The organism is Rubripirellula obstinata (genome assembly GCF_001642955.1).
GTDB lineage: Bacteria > Planctomycetota > Planctomycetia > Pirellulales > Pirellulaceae > Rubripirellula > Rubripirellula obstinata.
In genome coordinates this window covers 1-18,591 of sequence record NZ_LWSK01000110.1, presented here as the reverse complement: position 1 = coordinate 18,591, position 18,591 = coordinate 1, and the positions used below count along the sequence as shown (strand labels likewise).

General features: G+C 53.4%; 13 protein-coding genes. 6 read left to right on the top strand and 7 right to left on the bottom strand.

Going from position 1 to position 18,591, the window contains the following annotated elements; all coding sequences use genetic code 11:
• Window positions 1-411: 411 nt before the first annotated feature.
• The 4 genes from RC85_RS20280 to RC85_RS20265 form a co-directional block, all read right to left on the bottom strand.
• The gene (locus RC85_RS20280; RefSeq protein ID WP_068266173.1) at window positions 412-1,032 is read right to left on the bottom strand and encodes a hypothetical protein; all 621 of its coding nucleotides are present in this window, start codon (window positions 1,030-1,032) and stop codon (window positions 412-414) included.
• Window positions 1,029-3,308, bottom strand: a complete 2,280-nt coding sequence (locus tag RC85_RS20275) for a serine/threonine-protein kinase (protein WP_160148193.1) — start codon at window positions 3,306-3,308, stop codon at window positions 1,029-1,031. Before RC85_RS20275 ends, RC85_RS20280 begins: the two co-directional genes overlap by 4 nt.
• A gap of 80 nt (window positions 3,309-3,388) precedes the next feature.
• Entirely contained in the window at window positions 3,389-4,033 is a 645-nt protein-coding gene (locus RC85_RS20270; RefSeq protein ID WP_068266169.1) for a hypothetical protein, read from the bottom strand.
• 51 nt (window positions 4,034-4,084) lie between these two features.
• Window positions 4,085-4,900, bottom strand: a complete 816-nt coding sequence (locus RC85_RS20265) for a coiled-coil domain-containing protein (RefSeq protein ID WP_068266175.1) — start codon at window positions 4,898-4,900, stop codon at window positions 4,085-4,087.
• Between the two features lie 565 nt (window positions 4,901-5,465).
• Here RC85_RS20265 and RC85_RS20260 point away from each other — a divergent pair.
• The gene (locus tag RC85_RS20260) at window positions 5,466-5,666 is read left to right on the top strand and encodes a hypothetical protein (RefSeq protein WP_149752932.1); all 201 of its coding nucleotides are present in this window, start codon (window positions 5,466-5,468) and stop codon (window positions 5,664-5,666) included.
• Between the two features lie 281 nt (window positions 5,667-5,947).
• Here RC85_RS20260 and RC85_RS20255 read toward each other — a convergent pair whose 3' ends face one another.
• A complete protein-coding gene (locus RC85_RS20255; RefSeq protein ID WP_068266166.1) occupies window positions 5,948-7,174 on the bottom strand; it encodes a cell surface protein in 1,227 nt (408 codons plus the stop codon).
• A 169-nt stretch (window positions 7,175-7,343) separates the two neighbouring features.
• Between RC85_RS20255 and RC85_RS20250 the strand changes: the two genes are divergently transcribed.
• The 4 genes from RC85_RS20250 to RC85_RS20235 all read left to right on the top strand — a co-directional run bounded on the left by RC85_RS20250 (window position 7,344) and on the right by RC85_RS20235 (window position 15,010).
• On the top strand, window positions 7,344-7,832 hold the full coding sequence (locus tag RC85_RS20250) for a DUF6384 family protein (RefSeq protein ID WP_238383187.1): 489 nt from the start codon (window positions 7,344-7,346) through the stop codon (window positions 7,830-7,832).
• Window positions 7,833-7,965: 133 nt separating this feature from the next.
• Window positions 7,966-9,453 carry a hypothetical protein gene (locus RC85_RS20245; protein WP_068266164.1) on the top strand — a complete coding sequence of 496 codons (1,488 nt, stop codon included), beginning with the start codon at window positions 7,966-7,968 and terminating at the stop codon, window positions 9,451-9,453.
• A 397-nt stretch (window positions 9,454-9,850) separates the two neighbouring features.
• Window positions 9,851-12,790, top strand: coding sequence for a tetratricopeptide repeat protein (locus tag RC85_RS20240; RefSeq protein ID WP_068266163.1), 2,940 nt, complete (start codon window positions 9,851-9,853; stop codon window positions 12,788-12,790).
• A gap of 480 nt (window positions 12,791-13,270) precedes the next feature.
• Window positions 13,271-15,010: a hypothetical protein gene (locus RC85_RS20235; RefSeq protein ID WP_068266162.1), complete on the top strand. Its 1,740-nt coding sequence runs from the start codon at window positions 13,271-13,273 to the stop codon at window positions 15,008-15,010.
• Between the two features lie 97 nt (window positions 15,011-15,107).
• Here RC85_RS20235 and RC85_RS20230 read toward each other — a convergent pair whose 3' ends face one another.
• Window positions 15,108-17,177, bottom strand: coding sequence for a vWA domain-containing protein (locus RC85_RS20230; RefSeq protein WP_068266161.1), 2,070 nt, complete (start codon window positions 17,175-17,177; stop codon window positions 15,108-15,110).
• Between the two features lie 181 nt (window positions 17,178-17,358).
• On the opposite strand from RC85_RS20230, the gene RC85_RS20225 reads away from it, so the two are divergent.
• A complete protein-coding gene (locus tag RC85_RS20225; protein ID WP_068266159.1) occupies window positions 17,359-18,021 on the top strand; it encodes a metallophosphoesterase family protein in 663 nt (220 codons plus the stop codon).
• 30 nt (window positions 18,022-18,051) lie between these two features.
• Here the strand turns inward: RC85_RS20225 and RC85_RS26425 are convergent, their stop codons facing one another.
• Complete coding sequence (locus RC85_RS26425; protein ID WP_084422879.1) at window positions 18,052-18,297, bottom strand: carbohydrate porin; 246 nt, start codon at window positions 18,295-18,297, stop codon at window positions 18,052-18,054.
• Window positions 18,298-18,591: the final 294 nt, after the last annotated feature.

The window sequence follows — 18,591 nt, the reverse complement described above, 5'->3', positions numbered from 1 at the left end:
GGTTTCGCGGCTACGCCGCGAAACCGAGCCAGAGAATTGGTGACAGAGAAAAAATGAGAGATAACGCTGCCATCCGGGGATTCACATCCCCGGCAGAGAGCTTCCGTCCCTCCCAGGACTATTCACCAGCGTTATGATCGCGGATCGATCAAAGACAATTTGCATTGATTTGTTCGACTTCCCTTGGGATGAGTGACGACACCAATCCGGCAGTAATTAATACGACGTCCCCTGCGAAATCCCCAGCGAAAGGCGACACTTATTCCCCGCTCGTTCCTAAGCGAGGGATTTTCGCGTCAATCAAGATTCCTCGCTTACGCTTTCGGGTTGGGGAATCGGGAAGTTGTTTCGGGACAACTTCGTAGTCATCCATCGACAACACGTTCACGGTGAATCTGCAAACCAACGTGATCAAGGAATCGCTGCCGTTCGCCGGGATACTCGGCGACTTGCGATTCCCAGCAAACCGCTGCTGCAGACTAACAATGTGGTGCCTACTACTCCTGCAAATGCTAGGAATCCCAAACGGCGACGAACTTCGATTCCCCGAGCGGCTTCGTGAATCTGGTCTCGAATTTTCGGGGTAAACGCTAATTGAACGACCTTTTCGTACTTTGTTTCCCCGCCAACAGTGACCGGTCCTTCGTAGCGACGCGAAATGACTTTGTCGTCGATGTCTTGGTCTGACAAACTAGACAAATCGAACTCGCTAGGTGAATCCACGATGCCGTTTGCGTAGGTCACCACCGCGGCGCGCTGCATCCATTTGAGTTGTTCGTCGCATTGGTCGGCGGAATCACAGGGACCGGCCGTGACGACGATCTTGTGGTCGGGCTGCGTGAAGTCGGGTTCCGCGTCACACCAATCTGGACGCGACATTGGATAGGCGATGTGATCCAAAGGCGGCACGGATAATTCCGCCGTCGTCGATTTTACGTCCGCCGTTTCCTTGGAACTCTCTTTGGCACCCACCATTGGCGTCGGAAGCACCAGCATCAAACATGCACCGCTCGCTTGAATCAGTTTGTTCATACAGCACCTCGTTGAAAGCTTTGCGGATCCATGGGTTGGGGATTCTTTGATGTATTGACGGGAATGCCAGCGGGGATTGCTCCGGCGGGAATTTCTCCGGCGGGATTGCCGCTGGTTTGAATGTCGTTGGTTCTGCTTGGACTGATCCATAGAGCAGACATTTGAACCACGATTGCGGTTCCACCGGCGATCATCATTCCGGCCGGTTGTGGAATGGGCAGCAGTTGATGGACGGCCCATTCGGCAACCACGGCGACGGCAACCGACCAGAGGCTTAGCCGCGTTCGACGCAGCGGGTCAACCGTTTTCCACCAACGCAGCGATGCGAACAGCAACGCAAAGTGAGCCATCAGGGCGGTCACCGTGGGGGCACCCGTGCTGTCGTAATAAAGTGTTTGGGGAAGCGTCGAGACGTCCACGTCGCGGATCATTCCTTCGCTTAAAGGCAACATCAAAAAATCGCTCATCGCGAACGTGATCGCGCCCACACCAGCACCAACGCCAGCCAAAACCAAACGCCGCGTCAAGCCTTCGCCTTCCTCGCGTTCCCAAAGCTTGCCCAACCCAAGCAAGCTGACCGATGCGAACAACACCATCGCCGCAACCAATCCATAGGGAGCGATTGCCAGGGCATCTAACGGTCCCGAACGCAAACCCACCACGCCTGCGATCAAACCCAGGACAACAACCGAAAACGTCGCCGCGACCCACGATGTGTTGAGTTCAGCCAAACGATGCACCGAATGCTTCGCTCGTAATCCGCTTCGCATGTTGTGTTGCCACTGTTTCCGATTCAGCTTCTGAACCGGAAAGCCATGTTGCGCTGCCGCCCCGTGTTGCATTGACGTTTGCGTGCCCGCGATTCGCTGAGCCTGCGCGTAGCTGGGTTGTTGGCTGACGTGCAGGACCATCTGTCGAACGATGTAGTACGGCACATAAACGAATCCAACCAAAGTCAGCAGCGGGAACAACCAACTGGTGTTGACGATCAAGATCAAAATCGCGGCGGTGAATAGCAACGCCTTCAAACCGGGCGACCGATCCAACGTCCGCCACCATGATCCCAAGTCGCCGATGCTGTTGCGAATCGCGCGGGCAAGCGGTTCTTCGGCAACACTTTCGTTCAGCGAATTTTCTGGCACCAAGGTTGCATTGAGAACTTCCGAATCACCGTGATCCATTGCAGGAACTTCGCCAGCAGGAACTTCGCCAGCAGGAATGCCAGCGGGAATACCAGCGGGACTTCCTGCTTGGCTAACCTTGGCGACAAAAGCTCGTGATTCAGTTTCCGCGGTAGGATCAAAATTCAGCGATCGCATCAACTCGCCTACGTTGGCAAATCGGCGCTGTGGATCTTTTTCCAGACACTTGGCAATGGTTTCGCGATAGGGCGACGCGACGCCTGACAAATCTGGGACCGCTGTCAGATGCTTGACGATAATTTCGTGACAGCTCTCACCATCGAAAGGCACTCGTCCGGTCAAGAGTTCATGCAGGACGATGCCGAGAGCGTAGATGTCGATCTCGCGACCATACTGTCCTTGCCCGATCTCCGGTGCCATGTAGTGGAATGTGCCAACGCTTTCGGTGTGGCCACCACGATGACTCGACGAGATAAATTTGCTCAGTCCGTAGTCACCGACTTTTACGATTCCCAGGTCGTCAAAAACGTTGCCGGGTTTCACGTCGCGGTGAACCAATCCAGCATCGTGCAAATGGCCGATCCCTGCCGCCATTCCGCTAAACCAGCGGCGGACTTCGGTTTCAGGCAATCCGTTTGGCGAATCATCCAAGACTTCACGCAAGTTGGGTCCGGCGATGTATTCCATCACGACCCACCACTGCGACGCACCATCGCTAGTGCCAACTACATTCTCGATATCATTGCCGTCAGCATCCGTTTGGCAGATGTCGTGAAGCGAAACTAAATTGGGATGCTTCAAATTCAAACAATGTGACACGCCACGGAGTTCAACGTCCAAGTTGCGTTGAATGCGTTTGAGCGCGACCTCTTTTCCGGCATCGGAAACGGCGAAATAGACTTCACCAAAACCGCCCATACCGATTCCACGACGAATCGTGTACCGCGGCAACGGTTTGGATCCGGATGGGTAGGTAAAGTGATTCACGTGGGACGCCGCAGTCGGAAAGGCTTGAGTCTCGCTGAGTAGATCGTCCGGCAGATCCGTTTGGAAACCGCCGTGATCATCTGGCCGCGAGGATTGGCCTGAGTAAGGTTGTTCTAATTCGCTGTCATTTAGTTTATCGACAAGCATGTTAGGTGGGCCCCAAAGCTGTCGTTTTTTAGGCGCTGTATCTTTGGTAAATGCAGCGAATTTCGATTTTAGCGGCATTTTCATCGATCGTGCTTTCCGCTTTTGAGTGAATCTTCACTGGATCGGGATGGACCGATGGATTCCAGCATCATGGTGATTTCCGTGGAAGCCGGATCGCCGACGGTAATTTGGCGACCGATGGGTAACTCTTTGGGGGCTCCGCCAAAGCCATGCTTGATCCACCACGTTTGAACATCTTTTTTGCTGCTGCGGCTAACCACCAGCGGCGAAGATAGTGATCGGCATCGAATGTGGCAGTCGTCGGACGGCCCGATCAGCCATGTTTGATCAACCAGCAAAACCGCGTCGATGTGTCCGCCGAAACGATGCGGTGGATCCAACGTCAGCACGGCTGAATTGCACAGTGCCGATGGTTTGCTTAGCCGCAACTTGGCTGAACCCAATCCGTCGATTCCGCGTCCCGGTTCAATCCATTTTCGCTCGACCGAACTTTGCCAGTAATAGTCAGCTTCGTCTCGAACAATGGTGCCGGCCAATCGCGGAACATCGGCAATCAAACTCACGTCCACTTTGGCAGCCGATACTTCACGGCCGATGCGAACATCATTGTTTGTCACCACAAGAAATCCTCCGCACCCATCCACCCACAGCATCCAACGGCAATCGCCATCGGTCGGCTGGGACGGTGTGGGTGACAGAGTCATCGTGTGAATTCCAATGCTGCAAACGGTCTGGAAAGAACCAGTCTAAATCAATCAATTCAGTTGAATCGAAACCAGTGCTTCGCTATCGCGATCGTTCCGTGGCGAAGAATCAAAGTAGGCTGAAATCTCGTCCAGCAGATCTTCGTTGTCAGCTTGATCCAAATCGATCTCGCCAAAGTATTCGCCGTCAACGATCATGGTTTCTTCGGCCATGTCGATCCCGGTTCCGATCTTGTCCAGCAAGTCACGTGTGCGAGCGAGCTGGCTGTCGTCCAAGTTAAGGTCGCTGCTGGTTTGTGCCACACGAAGTGACCCCAAACGAGCTTGCAAGTTCTCGACTTCGACTTCCAATTGACGGCGAGCGTTTAGCATCGCGTCCATTTGCCCATGAGCGGCTTGAAGCGATTGCTGGCGGGCGGTCATCATTTGGTTCAGCTTTTCAGCGGTGGCTTGCCGCGTCTTGAATCGCTTGAACCGATTACCCAGGTCCGATTTGACTTGCACTGATGTGTAAGTGCGACCGGCGTAGGTGTAGTAATCTTTCTGGCCTTCCAAGTCGTCTCGCAACCGCTGGATGTCCGATTCGGACTTGGCCAATTGCGTGTTGGTCAGGTCGAGTCGATCTTGCAATCGAGCTAATTCGACTTTCTCGGTCGCGATCCGCCGAGCGTTTTTGGCGACTTCGGGTTTCAGGTCAGCGATCATTTGGCGGGCACGTTTGAGTTCCCATTCCAGCGGCATCGCGTTGTCGGCGGTGTCTTTGAGCCAACTGGTTCCGCAGCGAGCGTAGCTGTAAAGCGGCACGCCCATGGTTACGCCCGAAAGGAGGGCAACGGCACTGCCAGCGAGTATCATTTTCTTCAACATTTGATTTCCCCATTTTGGAAACGTTCTGGCCACCAGGGCCGAATTTGGATTCACAACTAGGGATTCGCCGAATCATCATCGATCTTGGTAGCTTTCGCAGAATTAATTTTGCTACCAATTTCGTTACAACCAATTTTCTTGCTCTGACAGTGCTTTTGTGGCATACAGTTGCGATAAAGGGACTCCTGCTCAACTTACCGGGCAGGTGAAACCGAAGAAAAAGAATGTTGTCGAAAGTCCCCGAAATGCCTGTCGCGTTGGCAAATGACGACACTACTGATGTCATTTGGGCAACATAGAAGGTTGGGGCAGAATCGCCGACGGGGTGCTAAGTCTTTTAGGATACTTGACTTAGGGCTTGCTATGGTTGGTTTTGGTTATTCGGCACGCAGATTGCTCGGGATGGAAGCAAGTGAACGAGCCATATTGGCGAGTGAACCTGAGGCAGTGATCATCGGTCTCGCTAATGCAGCGGGACCACTCGCTCAAAAAAACTCGGATCCCGTTTCCGAGTGAAATTGAGTACAAACCACGCAACGGATTGCCTTTAACGGAGAGAACTCCGATGACGACTTCAAGCGAAAATCAAACTCCCGTCAAAAATCGCCCCTGTGGCGATCATTGGTTCGAGATGACGGCAACGTTGTCCGCCCAAGAAACCGCCCAGTTTGGCGACTGGATGAGCGAGTCGCTTGACGAGCTGGAAGCATCGCTTCAACATTTCTCATCGCCACAATCACGCGGCGAAGCGGTCGCCCGCCGGTAAGGTCGGCGTTTAGATTTAGTGAGCCACGGGCGCGTGAGCGGCCGGGCCTACTCTCAATTTGCCCGAGGACTTACGGCCAGCGGCCTCTGCAGCCCGTGTAGGCCGGAACAAGCTTAGCGCAGTTCCGGCAATCCAAAGCGGTACAATGCAATTGCCGGAACTGCGCTAAGCTTGTTCCGGCCTACATAAAAAACTTAAACCGCGTGGCATCGCCCCGCGCGCTATGTTCGACGTGTTCCGTCCCGCGTGGACGCTCGGGGCGATGGCCACGCGGTTAAACATTAGCTGAGCGATTCGCCGCGGGCGTGCTTGGCAAGCGTTTCTTGGTACTTCTTCTTGCCCTCTTCCACGCTTTTGCGGATCGCCTTCGTGCTCGCGTCCGATTCCTTACGCAGTTCGGCGATCATTTCTAGCGATTCGATTTGGAAGCCGCTAATGGAATCGACCAACTTCTGGACCGATTCGGGACTAATCGTGCTGCCGTAGCCAGCCTTCAATGCCGCACGTTCAAGTTCGCGGCCGAGATCGGCGATGTCTTCCAAACCTTTATTGACGCCTTCCTTCATCGCCTCGGTGGCCTGCGTGACTTCGTGCAAACCATGTTGGCTGGTGTAGACCGTGCCAAGGATCGTGAAGACGTGTTCGTTGGTGGTGAAGAACGTGACCGCGCGACGGAACACGCGTTCTTTCACGTCGTGCGTTTGTTTCAGCTTGGTGATCAACGTTTCGCCGACGTCGTAACCGATTTCCAGGTTCTCGGCGATGTCTTTTAAGAGCTGATAGTTTTCGTCTTCCTTTTCAAAGTTGTGACGAGCCTCATCGCGAGTCAGTTCGAGTTGACTCTTGCCGCCTTCGTCGGTGCCGGTGTAATTGTCCAACGCATTTTGCGAATCGGCCAAGGCGTTCTTTGCGGCTTGCAGAATTGGAGCATGCGTGTCGAGCAATTCACGCGATAGGACTTCCGCTTCCTTCAGGGCGAATCGAAAATCGATGTAGCCCTCCATAATCATCTCTTCGCTTTTCAATGCTTCCTTCGTGTCTTTGGCGACTTCGCTGTACGTTTCAACAATGGCCTCGAAGCGGTCGCTGGGGGTACCTCGGCGAATTTTCATCCACCAGTTGGAAACCTTTTCGGTGCCGCTGATTTTCCCGTCGTCCAATTGCGAGATCAATCGCTTGCTGTCTTCGCGAACGGAATCGAACATTTGCGTGATGTTCATGTAGCGGTCGCCGATCTTGATGCTTTCGACGTTCTCGCGAACCAACGCATTGAAGGAACTCATGTGCTGGATCACGTCGGCGATCGCCAGCACTTTGGCTTCGTCGATGTGCTTGACGTTTTCTAGCAGGCCGATCAATTCTTGCGGTGCTGTGTTTTGACTATCGACGCCAAACTTCTTCAGCACATCCATGGCGCTGTCGAGATACTTTTTCATCTTCTTGGTATCGCGAGAAGGCTGGGCTTGGGTTTCAGTAGCGGGCGCAGATGCTTGGGCTTGTTTGGACATGTTCGAGCCGATGGGTTTCGTTGGAAGAGGTTCCGGTGCTGTTCAGGTACAGGTTCAGCTACAGATTGTAAGGTGGTTCGCTTGGGCGTACCAAGCCCCGGTCGTGGTATTCGGCCCACGAACATTGATTCCAAGAGTTTGCCCCTGTTTTGCTACCGATTTTGACACCGTGAAGAGTTGGCTAAGATGGGCAGGATATTCAGAGACGACACTCCATTTCCTTGACACTTCCCTGACCGGTTCAGTTGCCGCCATGTCCAGCCAAGCTCAAGCCCAGGCCCCTCCGTCAGTTGCCTCTCGCACGATCCAGCATCCGTTGCAGGATCTGTCGCTTCAAGAAACGCTGCGAGTGATGGACGTCGCCCGGGAAATGCGTGAAAACCGGCAATCGGCCGAGGAGATGTTTCGCCGAGACGACTTGCGATCGAATTTGCGAGACAAGCTTGTTCGCACGGCACGAATGTCTGGCGACGATGTGACGGAATCAGAGATCGACGCAGCGATTGGACAGTACATGGAACGGCTGCACACGTTTCAGCCAGCTCCGGCCGGCATGGGTAAGTTGATGGCCCATTTGTGGGTATGGCGAGCACGTGTGGCTGCGGGGTTGGCAGCAGCCGCCACGGTCGCTGGTGCGTTTTGGTTTTTGTTGGGTTAGGATCGAGCGAAAAATTATCGTCGCCTTTCGCTCTGCGAAAGTACGTCACAGCACACTTTCGCGGATCGAAAGGCGACGATGGAAACCACTTTTAAACAGCTAAATTTAACGACGGTTTATAGGATACAAGTTCATGCCGATTTCCGGCCCAGTAGTTCATCAGCAATTGATGGATGCCTACAACCAAGTCCAAGCGGACCTGAAAGTTCAGCGAGATCGTTTAACGTCGAGTGCCGACGGGCGAGACGAACTGTTCGATCAGCGGGGCAACGCGTTGGTCAAGCTGGCCGAACATTACTTGCCTGAACTGACACCCGATGCCGTTCGCAAAACATGGACTGAGGTTCAACCGTCGTTCCACGAACTCCTTCGCCGCAAAGAATCCGCCGCGCAAAGTGTGGCGGAGCAGTTGCAGAGTTTGATCGCTGAAAAGGAACAACAAGATCAAGCCTTGCTAAGCGTCGATGCCGAACTCGATGCGGCTTCCGATCAACAAGACGAAGTCGCTGCCCAGGTCGAATCGTCGCTTCAAGCCGATGATGACTTTGCGAAACTGTCCGACCGAGCTGCCGTTGCCGAAGCGGCGCTGGAACGCGCCGAAGCGAACCTGCAGGAAATCGATCAGGATTCAGCCCGAAAGCTGCCAGCCTACGAAGAGAGCACGCTGTTTCGATACTTACGCGACCAAGGGTTCGGTACGCCGGACTACAAGAAACGCGGATTCACGCGGCGAATGGATCGCTGGGTCGCCAAGATGGTGGACTACAATAAAGCGAAACAGGGCTACGAGTTTCTGAAAGAAACGCCGCAGCGAATGCGGCAAATCATCGCCGAAGATCGCGAAGCACTCGATTTGGTGATGACAGAGTTGGAACGCCGCCGCGACGTCGTGGCTGAGCAATTAGGTTTGCCTGATCGGATTGAACAGGTCAACGCTTTGATTGGCCAACGCAACGAAGTTCTCGGCAAGATCGATACGTTGCTGGACCAGTGCAACCAAAAACAAATCGAACTGACCGAGATCGAAGACCCGCGCGGGACGCATTACAAGGAAGCCATTGGGATGTTCCGTGACATGCTTAGCCGAGTCGATCAACGAGACCTGGAACGGCAGGCTCGATTGACCGCTGAAATTTCAGACGACCAAATTGTCGCTGACTTGATCGATGTCGATGCAGAAATTGAATCCCTGGACGATGCCAACCGACGCCGCCAAAAAGATGTCAGCCAGCAACAGGTTTTCCTGGAAGACCTTGGGCGATTGGTGCAACGTTTTCGTGCCGCTGGATTTGATTCCGGGCGCTCTCAATTTGTCGGAACCTTGGACATCATCGAAGAACTCAATCGTGCCCGCAACGTTGGCGATGCTGAATTGCTTTGGGAACGCATTCGATCGAATCAGCGTTGGGGACCAACCGCGATGGAGAAAATTACTGCTGTCGCCACGCACCCGATGACGCAAGTCTTAGTCAACGCGATGGCCCACGCCGCCGGTGGTGCGATGCGGGATCACGCCCGACGCGCCGGCCGCAGACGCTCCGCCGGTTACGGTGGAGGCCGCGGACCGTGGGGTGGACCTCGGTCAACCGGAAGGTCGTCTCCCTGGGGTGGTCGGCGATAAGAAACGTCGGCGATAACTAGCGGCGGGATCTGATAGTGGCTTAGCCTTCTAGTATTCCGCGTCACCTCAATTTTCGGGTAGCGGAACTCGACAAGAGTTTCGGCTACGAGGGGGACGCCGAAAGTCTACGCGACTTCCGCTACCTCCTAACCGAAGATTGAGCTGACATGGACTACTAGCCCGTGATTAAGGAACCACAGGCTGCAAGCCTATTGATGCCGCCGCAAATCTTCTGCGGCTTTGGCCCCGGGATTCCCGCGCGCAACAGGCCGGAGGCCGCCACATCACCAAGAAGTGTGGAAAAACGTGCCATCATTAAAATGTCTTGGGGGCTTTAGGTTAGAATCAAACGCACTGCCGATGTCGCCGTTTTAATCGCCTTTCTAGAAGTGAGTCAATGATTTTTCAAATCAAAACCTTCGCTGCTTTCTTGTCGTTCATGGCACCCGTGGCGGTCATCGTACTCGCGCCAACTCCGATTGTTTATGGTCAATCCGACTTGCCGCAACAGATGCAGCCGAATGAGCAGTTGCCTAAGCGCGAAAAAGATGTGACGGCCGAACGAGACGAAATGGAAGGTGAATCCCCAGTCGCGGTTCTACGGGCGCTTCACGCCGAGCTTACAAAGGAGATTACGTTTTCCGAAACGGCTCCATCGGTCGATGCTCACCACCAAGCGAATGCAAGCTTCGTCAAGCATCTCCTTGATTTGTACAAGCAAGAAAGCAAGGATCCGGCGGTGGTGCGTCCCATGGCCGTCACTGTGTTCAATAAGTATGCCGAATACCAGTGGTCAGCAACCAACCGAGACACATCGGCGGACTTGAAATTTACCCAAGAAATCCTCAGGATCGGTCGCCAGTGTTTTCGAAAAGGCAGCAGGGATCCAATGTTGATGAGCATCGTCAGCATGGCTGCTTCCAAGGCCAAGAAACCAGCGGGCGCGAACAAGTTTGGAAAAATCGCACGCGATGGCTTCCCAAAATCGACTTACCCGAAAGCCCTGCATTGGCTTGCCTGGAACGCCTTGGCTCAGGCGGAAGACTTGTTGAAAGTCCCCGGTAAACTTGAGGCGACCCGCAAAAAATTTGTTCTCGCATCGCCGTCGTTTCTCAGCTACGTCGAAACGCTATCACCGATTGTGACCAAACCAAGGGCCCGGCGGCTTCTTTACTTGTGGATACTTTGGGGGCTCCAGAATTGCGACAGCAGCGTCTTTGATTTGCAGTCGTTGACCCAGGCTTATCAAACCAGGGAAGACACCGATCCATGGATTTCGGAAATGCTAAATGCGACACTGAATCGGGATTTGGCTTGGCACTATCGAGGCAGTGGATATGCATCGAAGGTCACCAAGGAGGGTTGGGAGAAGTTCCATGAGTATCGTCCAATCTCGGCTAAGCATTTTCGCAAAGCGCTGCGAATTGATCCGGCGATCCCTGAACCCGCGATCGCCATGTTATCGGTCGCGCGTGACGGATACTCCGATGAATCCGAGTGGTATTGGTTTCAACGTAGCATCGACATTGAGATTGACAATTCAGCCGCGTACTCGCACATGCTTTGGGCACTGATGCCGCGTTGGGGTGGCAGCCAAGATGAAATGCTGCGACTTGGGTTGCAGTGTTTGGAATCGAACCGATTCGATACGACGATTCCGTACCAATACGTCGAGGCCGTTAATAATGTTCGCCGCGATTTTGGTTACGAGTCGGATGAAGCGATCGAGTTTGTTCAACGACCTGATGTCTACGAAAACTTGTCGCGAGCGTTCGAAGGACTGACCGACCATCCATCGCAAAAAATTGCCGAGGGACTTTCAAGCAGCCAAACGAATTATCTTACTGAGTGGTTGGGGTTTGCCCGGATCGCTGACCACTTTGAGGACACGATCAAACTGATTGATCGCTTGCAAGACAATCTGACCGAGGATGTCATTCGGCAATTTAACATCCGGTTTCGCTACGACCGATCGCGAGCCGCTGCTTATCTTGAATTTGGTGATGAAATGTTGGCGGCCCGAGAGCTGACATTGACTCCGAGGATCGAACTGGATCGCAAGAAGAAGATGTTGGCTGCGTACCAGAATCTCTTGTCAAAATGCCAGAACGATGACTCGCGTTTTTATCTACAGTCATGGGTGGAGATTTCACAGAACGAGATCGATTTCTTAGAAGGCAAATGGGTCCACCTGAAATTTGATTCTGATTTTGGGCAATGGTCCGGCGGCACGGGTGACTGGACCGTGATCAGCCCCGACGAAATTGAGGGCGTCGCAAGAGGCAGCGACAAGCTGTCGCTTTATTCAATGGCGAATTTCCCCGGCCCGATTGAGATTCGTCTCGAATTCGAACCCGTCAAAGTGGTTTCCTACTACTTCCGACTCGCCTTGCTGGTGGACCAGTCGAACGATCGGCGATCCACTCGTTCCTATTGGGTTGACCGGGATCGAAAACTTGCTGGCTGGCGGGGACAGGGTTCGTTCAATGGGTATAAGGAACCTCAATACGAAGTTCAACGACGACTTCATCTGCGGCTTTGGGGGCCGTCGCGCGTCGAGTTTCTTACCAACGGAATTCGTACGCTAGTCACCGAGGATCCGGACCTGGAGATGACGGCATCAGAAATTGGAATTGGCGTGTGCAAAGGTTTTCACGATTCTGGAACGGTCCGAGTAAAACACTTACGCGTGCGAAAGCTGACCGATGATCCAATTCCGATTCGTTCGGACTTTCAATCCAGTGACGAATACCTCAAGGCATCCATTGGGTACTATGACGAGATGATCAAACGTCATCCCGATCATCATCAACACTTCAACGACCGCGCCTTTCTTCATTTGTCCGCGGGTGATTTTGAAGCTGCCATCAACGACTACCAGACGGTGTTGAAGCTTTCGCCTCTTCGTGTTGACGCTCGCGATTACCTGGCGAACCTGCTCTGTTCAACGGGTCAGTCCGAGCGTGGGCTAAAGCAATATGAAATCGCTGTTCGCGACTCACAAAGATCGCCTTTTAGGCAATCACTTATCCGAGCAAACTATGCCTACTCATTGGCGACCGCCCCCGACGGCGCAGGACGCGACGTGGCAAAATCGCTCGAACAAGCGAAGCTTGCCACGGTTCCATACAGGGGCAAACGGTTTCGCCTCGTCTGGGCCTCACTCGCCTACGCCCAGGCAGCTAATGGTCAGTGGGAACAGGCAGAAAAGTCTATCGAGACCGCAAAGACCAAGCATCCGTATTACTTCTATGAACCAGCAATCATCGCCAAGATCGAGAAAGCGATCGAGAAACGAGAGCTGATTAATTCTGGCGACAACGCCGAACAAGAATGATGCATCTCGATAAACGACATTATTCACCTTCACCGCGCAGCGGAAGGTCCGGGCGCGGTATCGGCATGGGTGGGCGGTTGCCTGCCTGGCAAGCCCTCTCCGGTTGTCCGAACGCACGACTCGCCCGAGGGGAATGTGATTTACAAAGGAAGGGTCACGGAAGTACTTGACGAGATTTGATTCAACGAAATCCCAACCCGAACGCATTAGGGACTGTCCCGAAACAAGTTCCGTATTTGGCGAAATCTTTCGTAGCTGGGCCCGCCAGGGTTCAGTCGAGTACAACTTCTGATGGACTGAACCCTGGCGGGCCCAGCTACGGGAAAACCGGGAAGTGATTTCGGGACAGTTCCTCAGCCAGATTCTCTGCTTGGCATACGATAGCTGAGTTGTTGATCGAGTTGTTGATCGAGTTGTTGATCGATGGACCGATGTTGTGATGACGTTCCCAATTCTCATTCAAACTGAACTAGCAAAACGATGGAGCTGAAACGTATTTCCATCGCCGCGACGGTCTCGGTGTTTCTCTACACCATCATCGCTTGGTTGAGTTGGCAGTTCGGGTACGACAGCGAAGGTGCGAGACGACCGATTCTTGTTGTGATCAGTCTGTTTGCAGTCGCTTTTTTAGTCTACCTCACCGCAACCATTGCGGTCGTTCGCAGCCAAGCGAATGATGGTTTGTTGAAATGGATTGTGGGCGCAGCGATTGTCTTTCGTTTAGTGATGCTGTTTTCGTATCCGATTCAAGAAGTGGATCTGTATCGCTACTTATGGGACGGTGCTGTCACGGGTGAAGGTGTCAGTCCGTTCGCTCATAGCCCACAAAGCATTCGAAACGCAGCAAAAAAATCTCCAGTCGCGGATCTCGCGAAAGATTCTGATGGTATTGAGTTTCCAACCCGATCGATCACGACCGAATCGGTGCAACGGCTAGTTCGGCTTGTCCAACGCGAGCCGGGCATTAGCGAAGCTCTTAACCGTGTTCACTTTTCTGAACTGCCGACCATTTACCCCGTCACCAGCCAAGCAGTGTTTGCGTTGGTGGATGTCACGACGCCATCACAGTCATCGTTGATGTCGCGTGTTTTTATCATCAAGGCCTGGCTGATCGGGTTCGACATTGCAACGATGTTTACCTTGATCGCGTTGCTGCGTCAGTTAAACAAACCCGCGACTTGGTGCATTGGGTACGCTTGGTGCCCGCTGCTGATGAAGGAGGTCGCGGGTAGCGGTCACTTGGATGCGATTGCGGTATTCCTAACGACGCTGACGGTTTATTTGACGGTTCGGCTAGTGACTGGCATCAGGAACCAAGGCGATTGTTTTGCGATCAATCGTTCGCTGTTGGTCATTGGATTCGTGTTTGCATTGGCGATCGGTGCGAAGCTGTATCCAATTGTGTTGGCACCGCTGTTGTTGGGCTGCGTTGTCGCCAAACTGGGTTGGCGTTACACCATCGTGCCCACGCTGACGACGTGCCTGATCACCGCATGCTTGCTGTGGCCGATGTTGCCGGAATCAAACCCTGAATCAGATGTTGCCAAAGCAGATCCAAGCGAGGGTGTGGCAACGTTTTTGAAGCAATGGGAAATGAATGATTTCCTGTTCTTGATTCTGATCGAAAACTTGAAGCCGGTCGATGCAGTGGATCCGCAGAACGTGGCGTGGTTTTCTGTGGTGCCTTCATCAGTCCGTGCAGTGATCCATAACCAAGTGACTAATGATCAAGTGACTAATAACCAAGTGACTAATGATCCAGTGACAGGGGCTTTCAACATTGACGCGTTTGAAGCATCGTTCTTGGCATCGCGATTGATCACGCTTGGCATCTTTTTTGTTGTCGCAATCTGGTTGGCGTTGCGAGCGAGCCGGTCACGCGATGTCGAGCGGATTTGTGAAGCGGCGTTTTTGACGTTGGCCTGGTTCTGGTTGCTTGCGCCGACTCAGAATCCTTGGTACTGGACATGGGCTCTGCCGCTGTTGCCGTTTGCACGCGGCCGTGCATGGTTTGCGGTCAGCGGTTTAGTTTTGTTGTACTATCTGAGATTCTGGTTTGAATACCATTACGGCGATGTTCCAGTTTGGGGAACCCGCTATCGAGGCGTCGTTTTCTACGACTTGGTCGTCACCTGGATTGAGTTTGCGCCGTGGATGCTGTTTCTGGCAGCCGATGCGATCAGGCGATCGCTGGTCGCCCGTGGAAGCTCGAAAGCTTAGGGGCGAGCGAAAGGCAAGTGTCGCTTTTCGCTCCGCGAAAGTGCGTCAGCTCACACTTTCGCGGAGCGAAAGGCGACTATAAACAACCGCTGGTTTCTTAGAGCTTTGGTACTGCTCGCTTTGGTGCTTTCTTCAGCTTCCGGGCCATGTCGTCTTTGGGGGCGTTGTTATTGTTGTTGTTATTCCCTGGACTGCTTCTGCGTGGAGTTACATCGGTAAATTCCTCTTTCCACGTCCATCCGATCGGGACTTCTAATTCCTGGCTGGCCAGTAGTGCCCAGGGGGTTCCCGGATGATCAGCGACGACCGATTGAAGGAGTTTCGTAGCCAACTTTGCTTCGCTTTGTGTTCTGCTGCCGACGCTGATTTCATCGCTAGGCTGCAGCACCCAAGTATTGTTCTTCTTATTTTTGAATGGCATCCCGCGTTTTGCTTGGGCAAGCATGGCGTTGTACGAACCGGTGCGAACTTTTTGTGCCAACACGCGTCCCATCGCTAAATCATAACCAGCCTTCCAACGCAAACTTGTTTCTGTTTCGCGTAGTTCTAAACCGGGGCTTAGGATTTGTGCCATCCGTGCCAATCGCGGTTCCAACTTGGCGGCATCTTGTTGGGCGCGAGTCAAATCGCCAACCAGTGCCGCTTCGTCACGTCGAACAAAACGCGTGCGAGGCCGGGCAAGTCCTACTGCTGGGCTCTGCTGCGCTGCCATCACCAATGACTGTCGCAGCGGGCTGCTTTTGACTTGTTTGATGTAGTCTTCCGAGGAAATGTAGTCGGGGCGATAGGCAGCCATCGCAACAGGATCAAAGAAGTATTCCAAGTCTGATGCGAACGCGTCCAACTCGCCGCGTCGTACTTTACGACTTGTATTGCGATTGGGATGGACCGTGAAATAGATGCCGCCGGTTTCATAACAAAGCCGCGTCAATGCAAACGGGCCAAATCCACTGTCCAGTTTTGGTTCTTGTTGAAAGTTGGCAGTGAAACCAACAAACACTCGCTCAGGCAGAAACGTTTCGGGGCCTTGATCGACTTGAGCGAACTGTGGCGTTTGGTCGAACTTTGGGTCCGGATCGACGTACTTGACCAACGTGTGTTGTCGGCCAAACGGAGCGGGAACGCCGATGACGTAAACGGGAATGCCCCATTTGCGACAGGACTTGATCGACGTTTCCAACAAGTTTTCATCGTCGCCTTTTTCATCGGTGACGACCACAAACATGACCTTGCGCTGAGGCCCGCGACTGCCACGGCTACGGCAAAGCGATTTGTATTGATCGACCGCGGAAGTGATCGCGGTAAAAACTTTTTCCTGACCCGTCGAATCAACTTCCATCTCCTCCACGATTCGTTTGATCTCGCCCAAGTCGGCAATCGGTTCCTCGGTATACAGTTTGACTTGTGATCCAAATCCAATGATCGACGTCAGCAAGGGTTTTTCGGACTTGTCATTTTTAAAACCCTTCGCACCGCTGTCCTTGGCAATTCCCAGTTCGGTGTAGATGCGGTCAAAGCGGCCGCGAATGTCTCGCCGTTGCTGGTACAGCGACCCACTCTGGTCGAACATCCAAACCACCAACGTCGGTTGTCGTTCCATCTCCTTCAAAATCTCAAACGTGATTCGATCGACGGCACCGACCGCGCCTTCGGTTCCTTGACCAACTTTCCCTTTTTGTTCGGTTAACCGGTCCAGCGGGGCGACGGCTTGGTCAAACATCTTGTTGACCATCATTTCGCCAAGGTCGGCCGGTTCCAACTCCACCGGCATCGGAATCTCGGAAACCTCGGCAAACATTTCGGCTGAGGCTTCGGCCATGTCGGCGTCCGCCAAGCTGCTGGCACCGATTTCCACCTGCGGCGCGTCGCTGTAGACGATTTCGTCGATGAACTCGATTTTTTCTTGTTCGTAGACTGGCGGTTTCGACACAATGACGACGGCGTCTTCGTCACCCTCGATTGCTAGCGGCACCATCGCCAAAAACAGGATGATAATCAGGTGAACCAGCGTGCTGCCGATCAGGGCCACATTCTCGCTGTTCTCGAAAAAACCGTCCTCTTCAAGCTCCTCCAGAGACCACTGATCGACCTCGCCGCGCGGATCCGCAGAGGGATCTGCCGACTTTATCGAATCGCTGTTCGCATTTCGTGGAACTCGAGCAGTCATGGGGGACTCGGATAAAGGGAAGATTTGGGCCGTATAGACAGTTTCGTCCACCCAGACCAAACTTTCAATGTTGTCTTGCTTTCTACCTCTAAAACGCGGAAAAGAAAGCTGTGTACCCTTTATTTTGCATTGTGATCCCGCATGATGCCAAGCTAGTTCACCCGCACCTGAGGAAAAAAAGTTGTCGGATAGGTTGATCGCAATTGGTGATATTCATGGATGTAGCGTTGCTTTACGGGCTCTGATCGATGCGATTGACCCTGCCCCGACGGACATCATTGTCACCCTGGGCGACTACGTAGACCGCGGCCCAGATTCGAGTGGCGTGATCGACGAATTGATCGCGTTGGGCAAGCGAACCCAGTTGGTCGCGTTGATGGGCAACCACGAAGAAATGATGATGGAAGTGGTTCAAGGCAACCAATCGCATCACAATTGGCTTCGCTTTGGCGGCGTTGATACGCTGGAGAGCTACGGATTTGACGGAGGCCTAGATTTTTTGCCCACTGAGCACCAAGAGTTTTTTGGTTCGATGGGCGATTTTTTCGTCGCCGATGACTATTTCTTTGTTCACGCCGCCTACGACGCGGACGTTCCGATGGAACAGCAAACCACCGAAATGCTGCGTTGGCATCAGTTGACCCAAGGCGTTCCGACTCGACACATCAGCGGCAAGACTGCGGTTGTCGGACACACTGCCAACCGCGACGGCGAAGTCTTTGATGCTGGCCACTTGCTTTGCATCGACACCTATTGCTACGGCGGCGGGTGGCTGACCGCGGTGGATCTAAAATCAAGGACGTTCTGGCAAGCATCCCAAGATGGCGAACTTCGTCAGGCGTAATTCGCTGCTGCTAGATCGATGACGCTACAGCTAAAACGCTAAGTTCGCTCGCACTCCAAGCACCCACGCGTCGTCCACTGTTTCGCGAGCTTGCGAAATCCATTGAACGTCTGGCGTGATGGTCAATGACTCGGACGCGCGAACGTTGTAGAACGCTTCGACACCTTGGCCGTCACCGATTGTGCCCAGAGCTGTTTCAAGCAGCGGCCCGACCTCGTCGCTGGTGCCTGAGTAATAATACCCGACCCCAAAGGTGTCCGATTCACGACCACGAATCTGGCTGTTGCCCCCGAGCCTGGGCCGCTAAATCTTTGGGGTTAAAGTTATTCTTGCTTGCGCTACTTTCTTTCTCTACGCCAACGGCGTTAAACAACATAGCCCAGGGATAAAGTCGTCAATCGCCTTAGCGATTTGACGCTGCAACCCTGGGTCACGGAGCACCAGCAGCCCCCCTCCCCCGTCCCCGATTTTGACGGCGAAGCCGTCAAAATCGGGGACGGGGGAGACTAATTCGTTAACGTCATCAACCCAGGGTTGCGGTTTGCTTCGCTACGCTCGCAAAACCTTAAC

Coding starts and splice junctions, on each gene's coding strand:
- RC85_RS20280 (WP_068266173.1), bottom strand. CDS start 1,032: ATGAACAAACTGATTCAAGCGAGCGGTGCATGTTTGATGCTGGTGCTT.
- RC85_RS20275 (WP_160148193.1), bottom strand. CDS start 3,308: ATGCTTGTCGATAAACTAAATGACAGCGAATTAGAACAACCTTACTCA.
- RC85_RS20270 (WP_068266169.1), bottom strand. CDS start 4,033: ATGACTCTGTCACCCACACCGTCCCAGCCGACCGATGGCGATTGCCGT.
- RC85_RS20265 (WP_068266175.1), bottom strand. CDS start 4,900: ATGTTGAAGAAAATGATACTCGCTGGCAGTGCCGTTGCCCTCCTTTCG.
- RC85_RS20260 (WP_149752932.1), top strand. CDS start 5,466: ATGACGACTTCAAGCGAAAATCAAACTCCCGTCAAAAATCGCCCCTGT.
- RC85_RS20255 (WP_068266166.1), bottom strand. CDS start 7,174: ATGTCCAAACAAGCCCAAGCATCTGCGCCCGCTACTGAAACCCAAGCC.
- RC85_RS20245 (WP_068266164.1), top strand. CDS start 7,966: ATGCCGATTTCCGGCCCAGTAGTTCATCAGCAATTGATGGATGCCTAC.
- RC85_RS20240 (WP_068266163.1), top strand. CDS start 9,851: ATGATTTTTCAAATCAAAACCTTCGCTGCTTTCTTGTCGTTCATGGCA.
- RC85_RS20235 (WP_068266162.1), top strand. CDS start 13,271: ATGGAGCTGAAACGTATTTCCATCGCCGCGACGGTCTCGGTGTTTCTC.
- RC85_RS20230 (WP_068266161.1), bottom strand. CDS start 17,177: ATGACTGCTCGAGTTCCACGAAATGCGAACAGCGATTCGATAAAGTCG.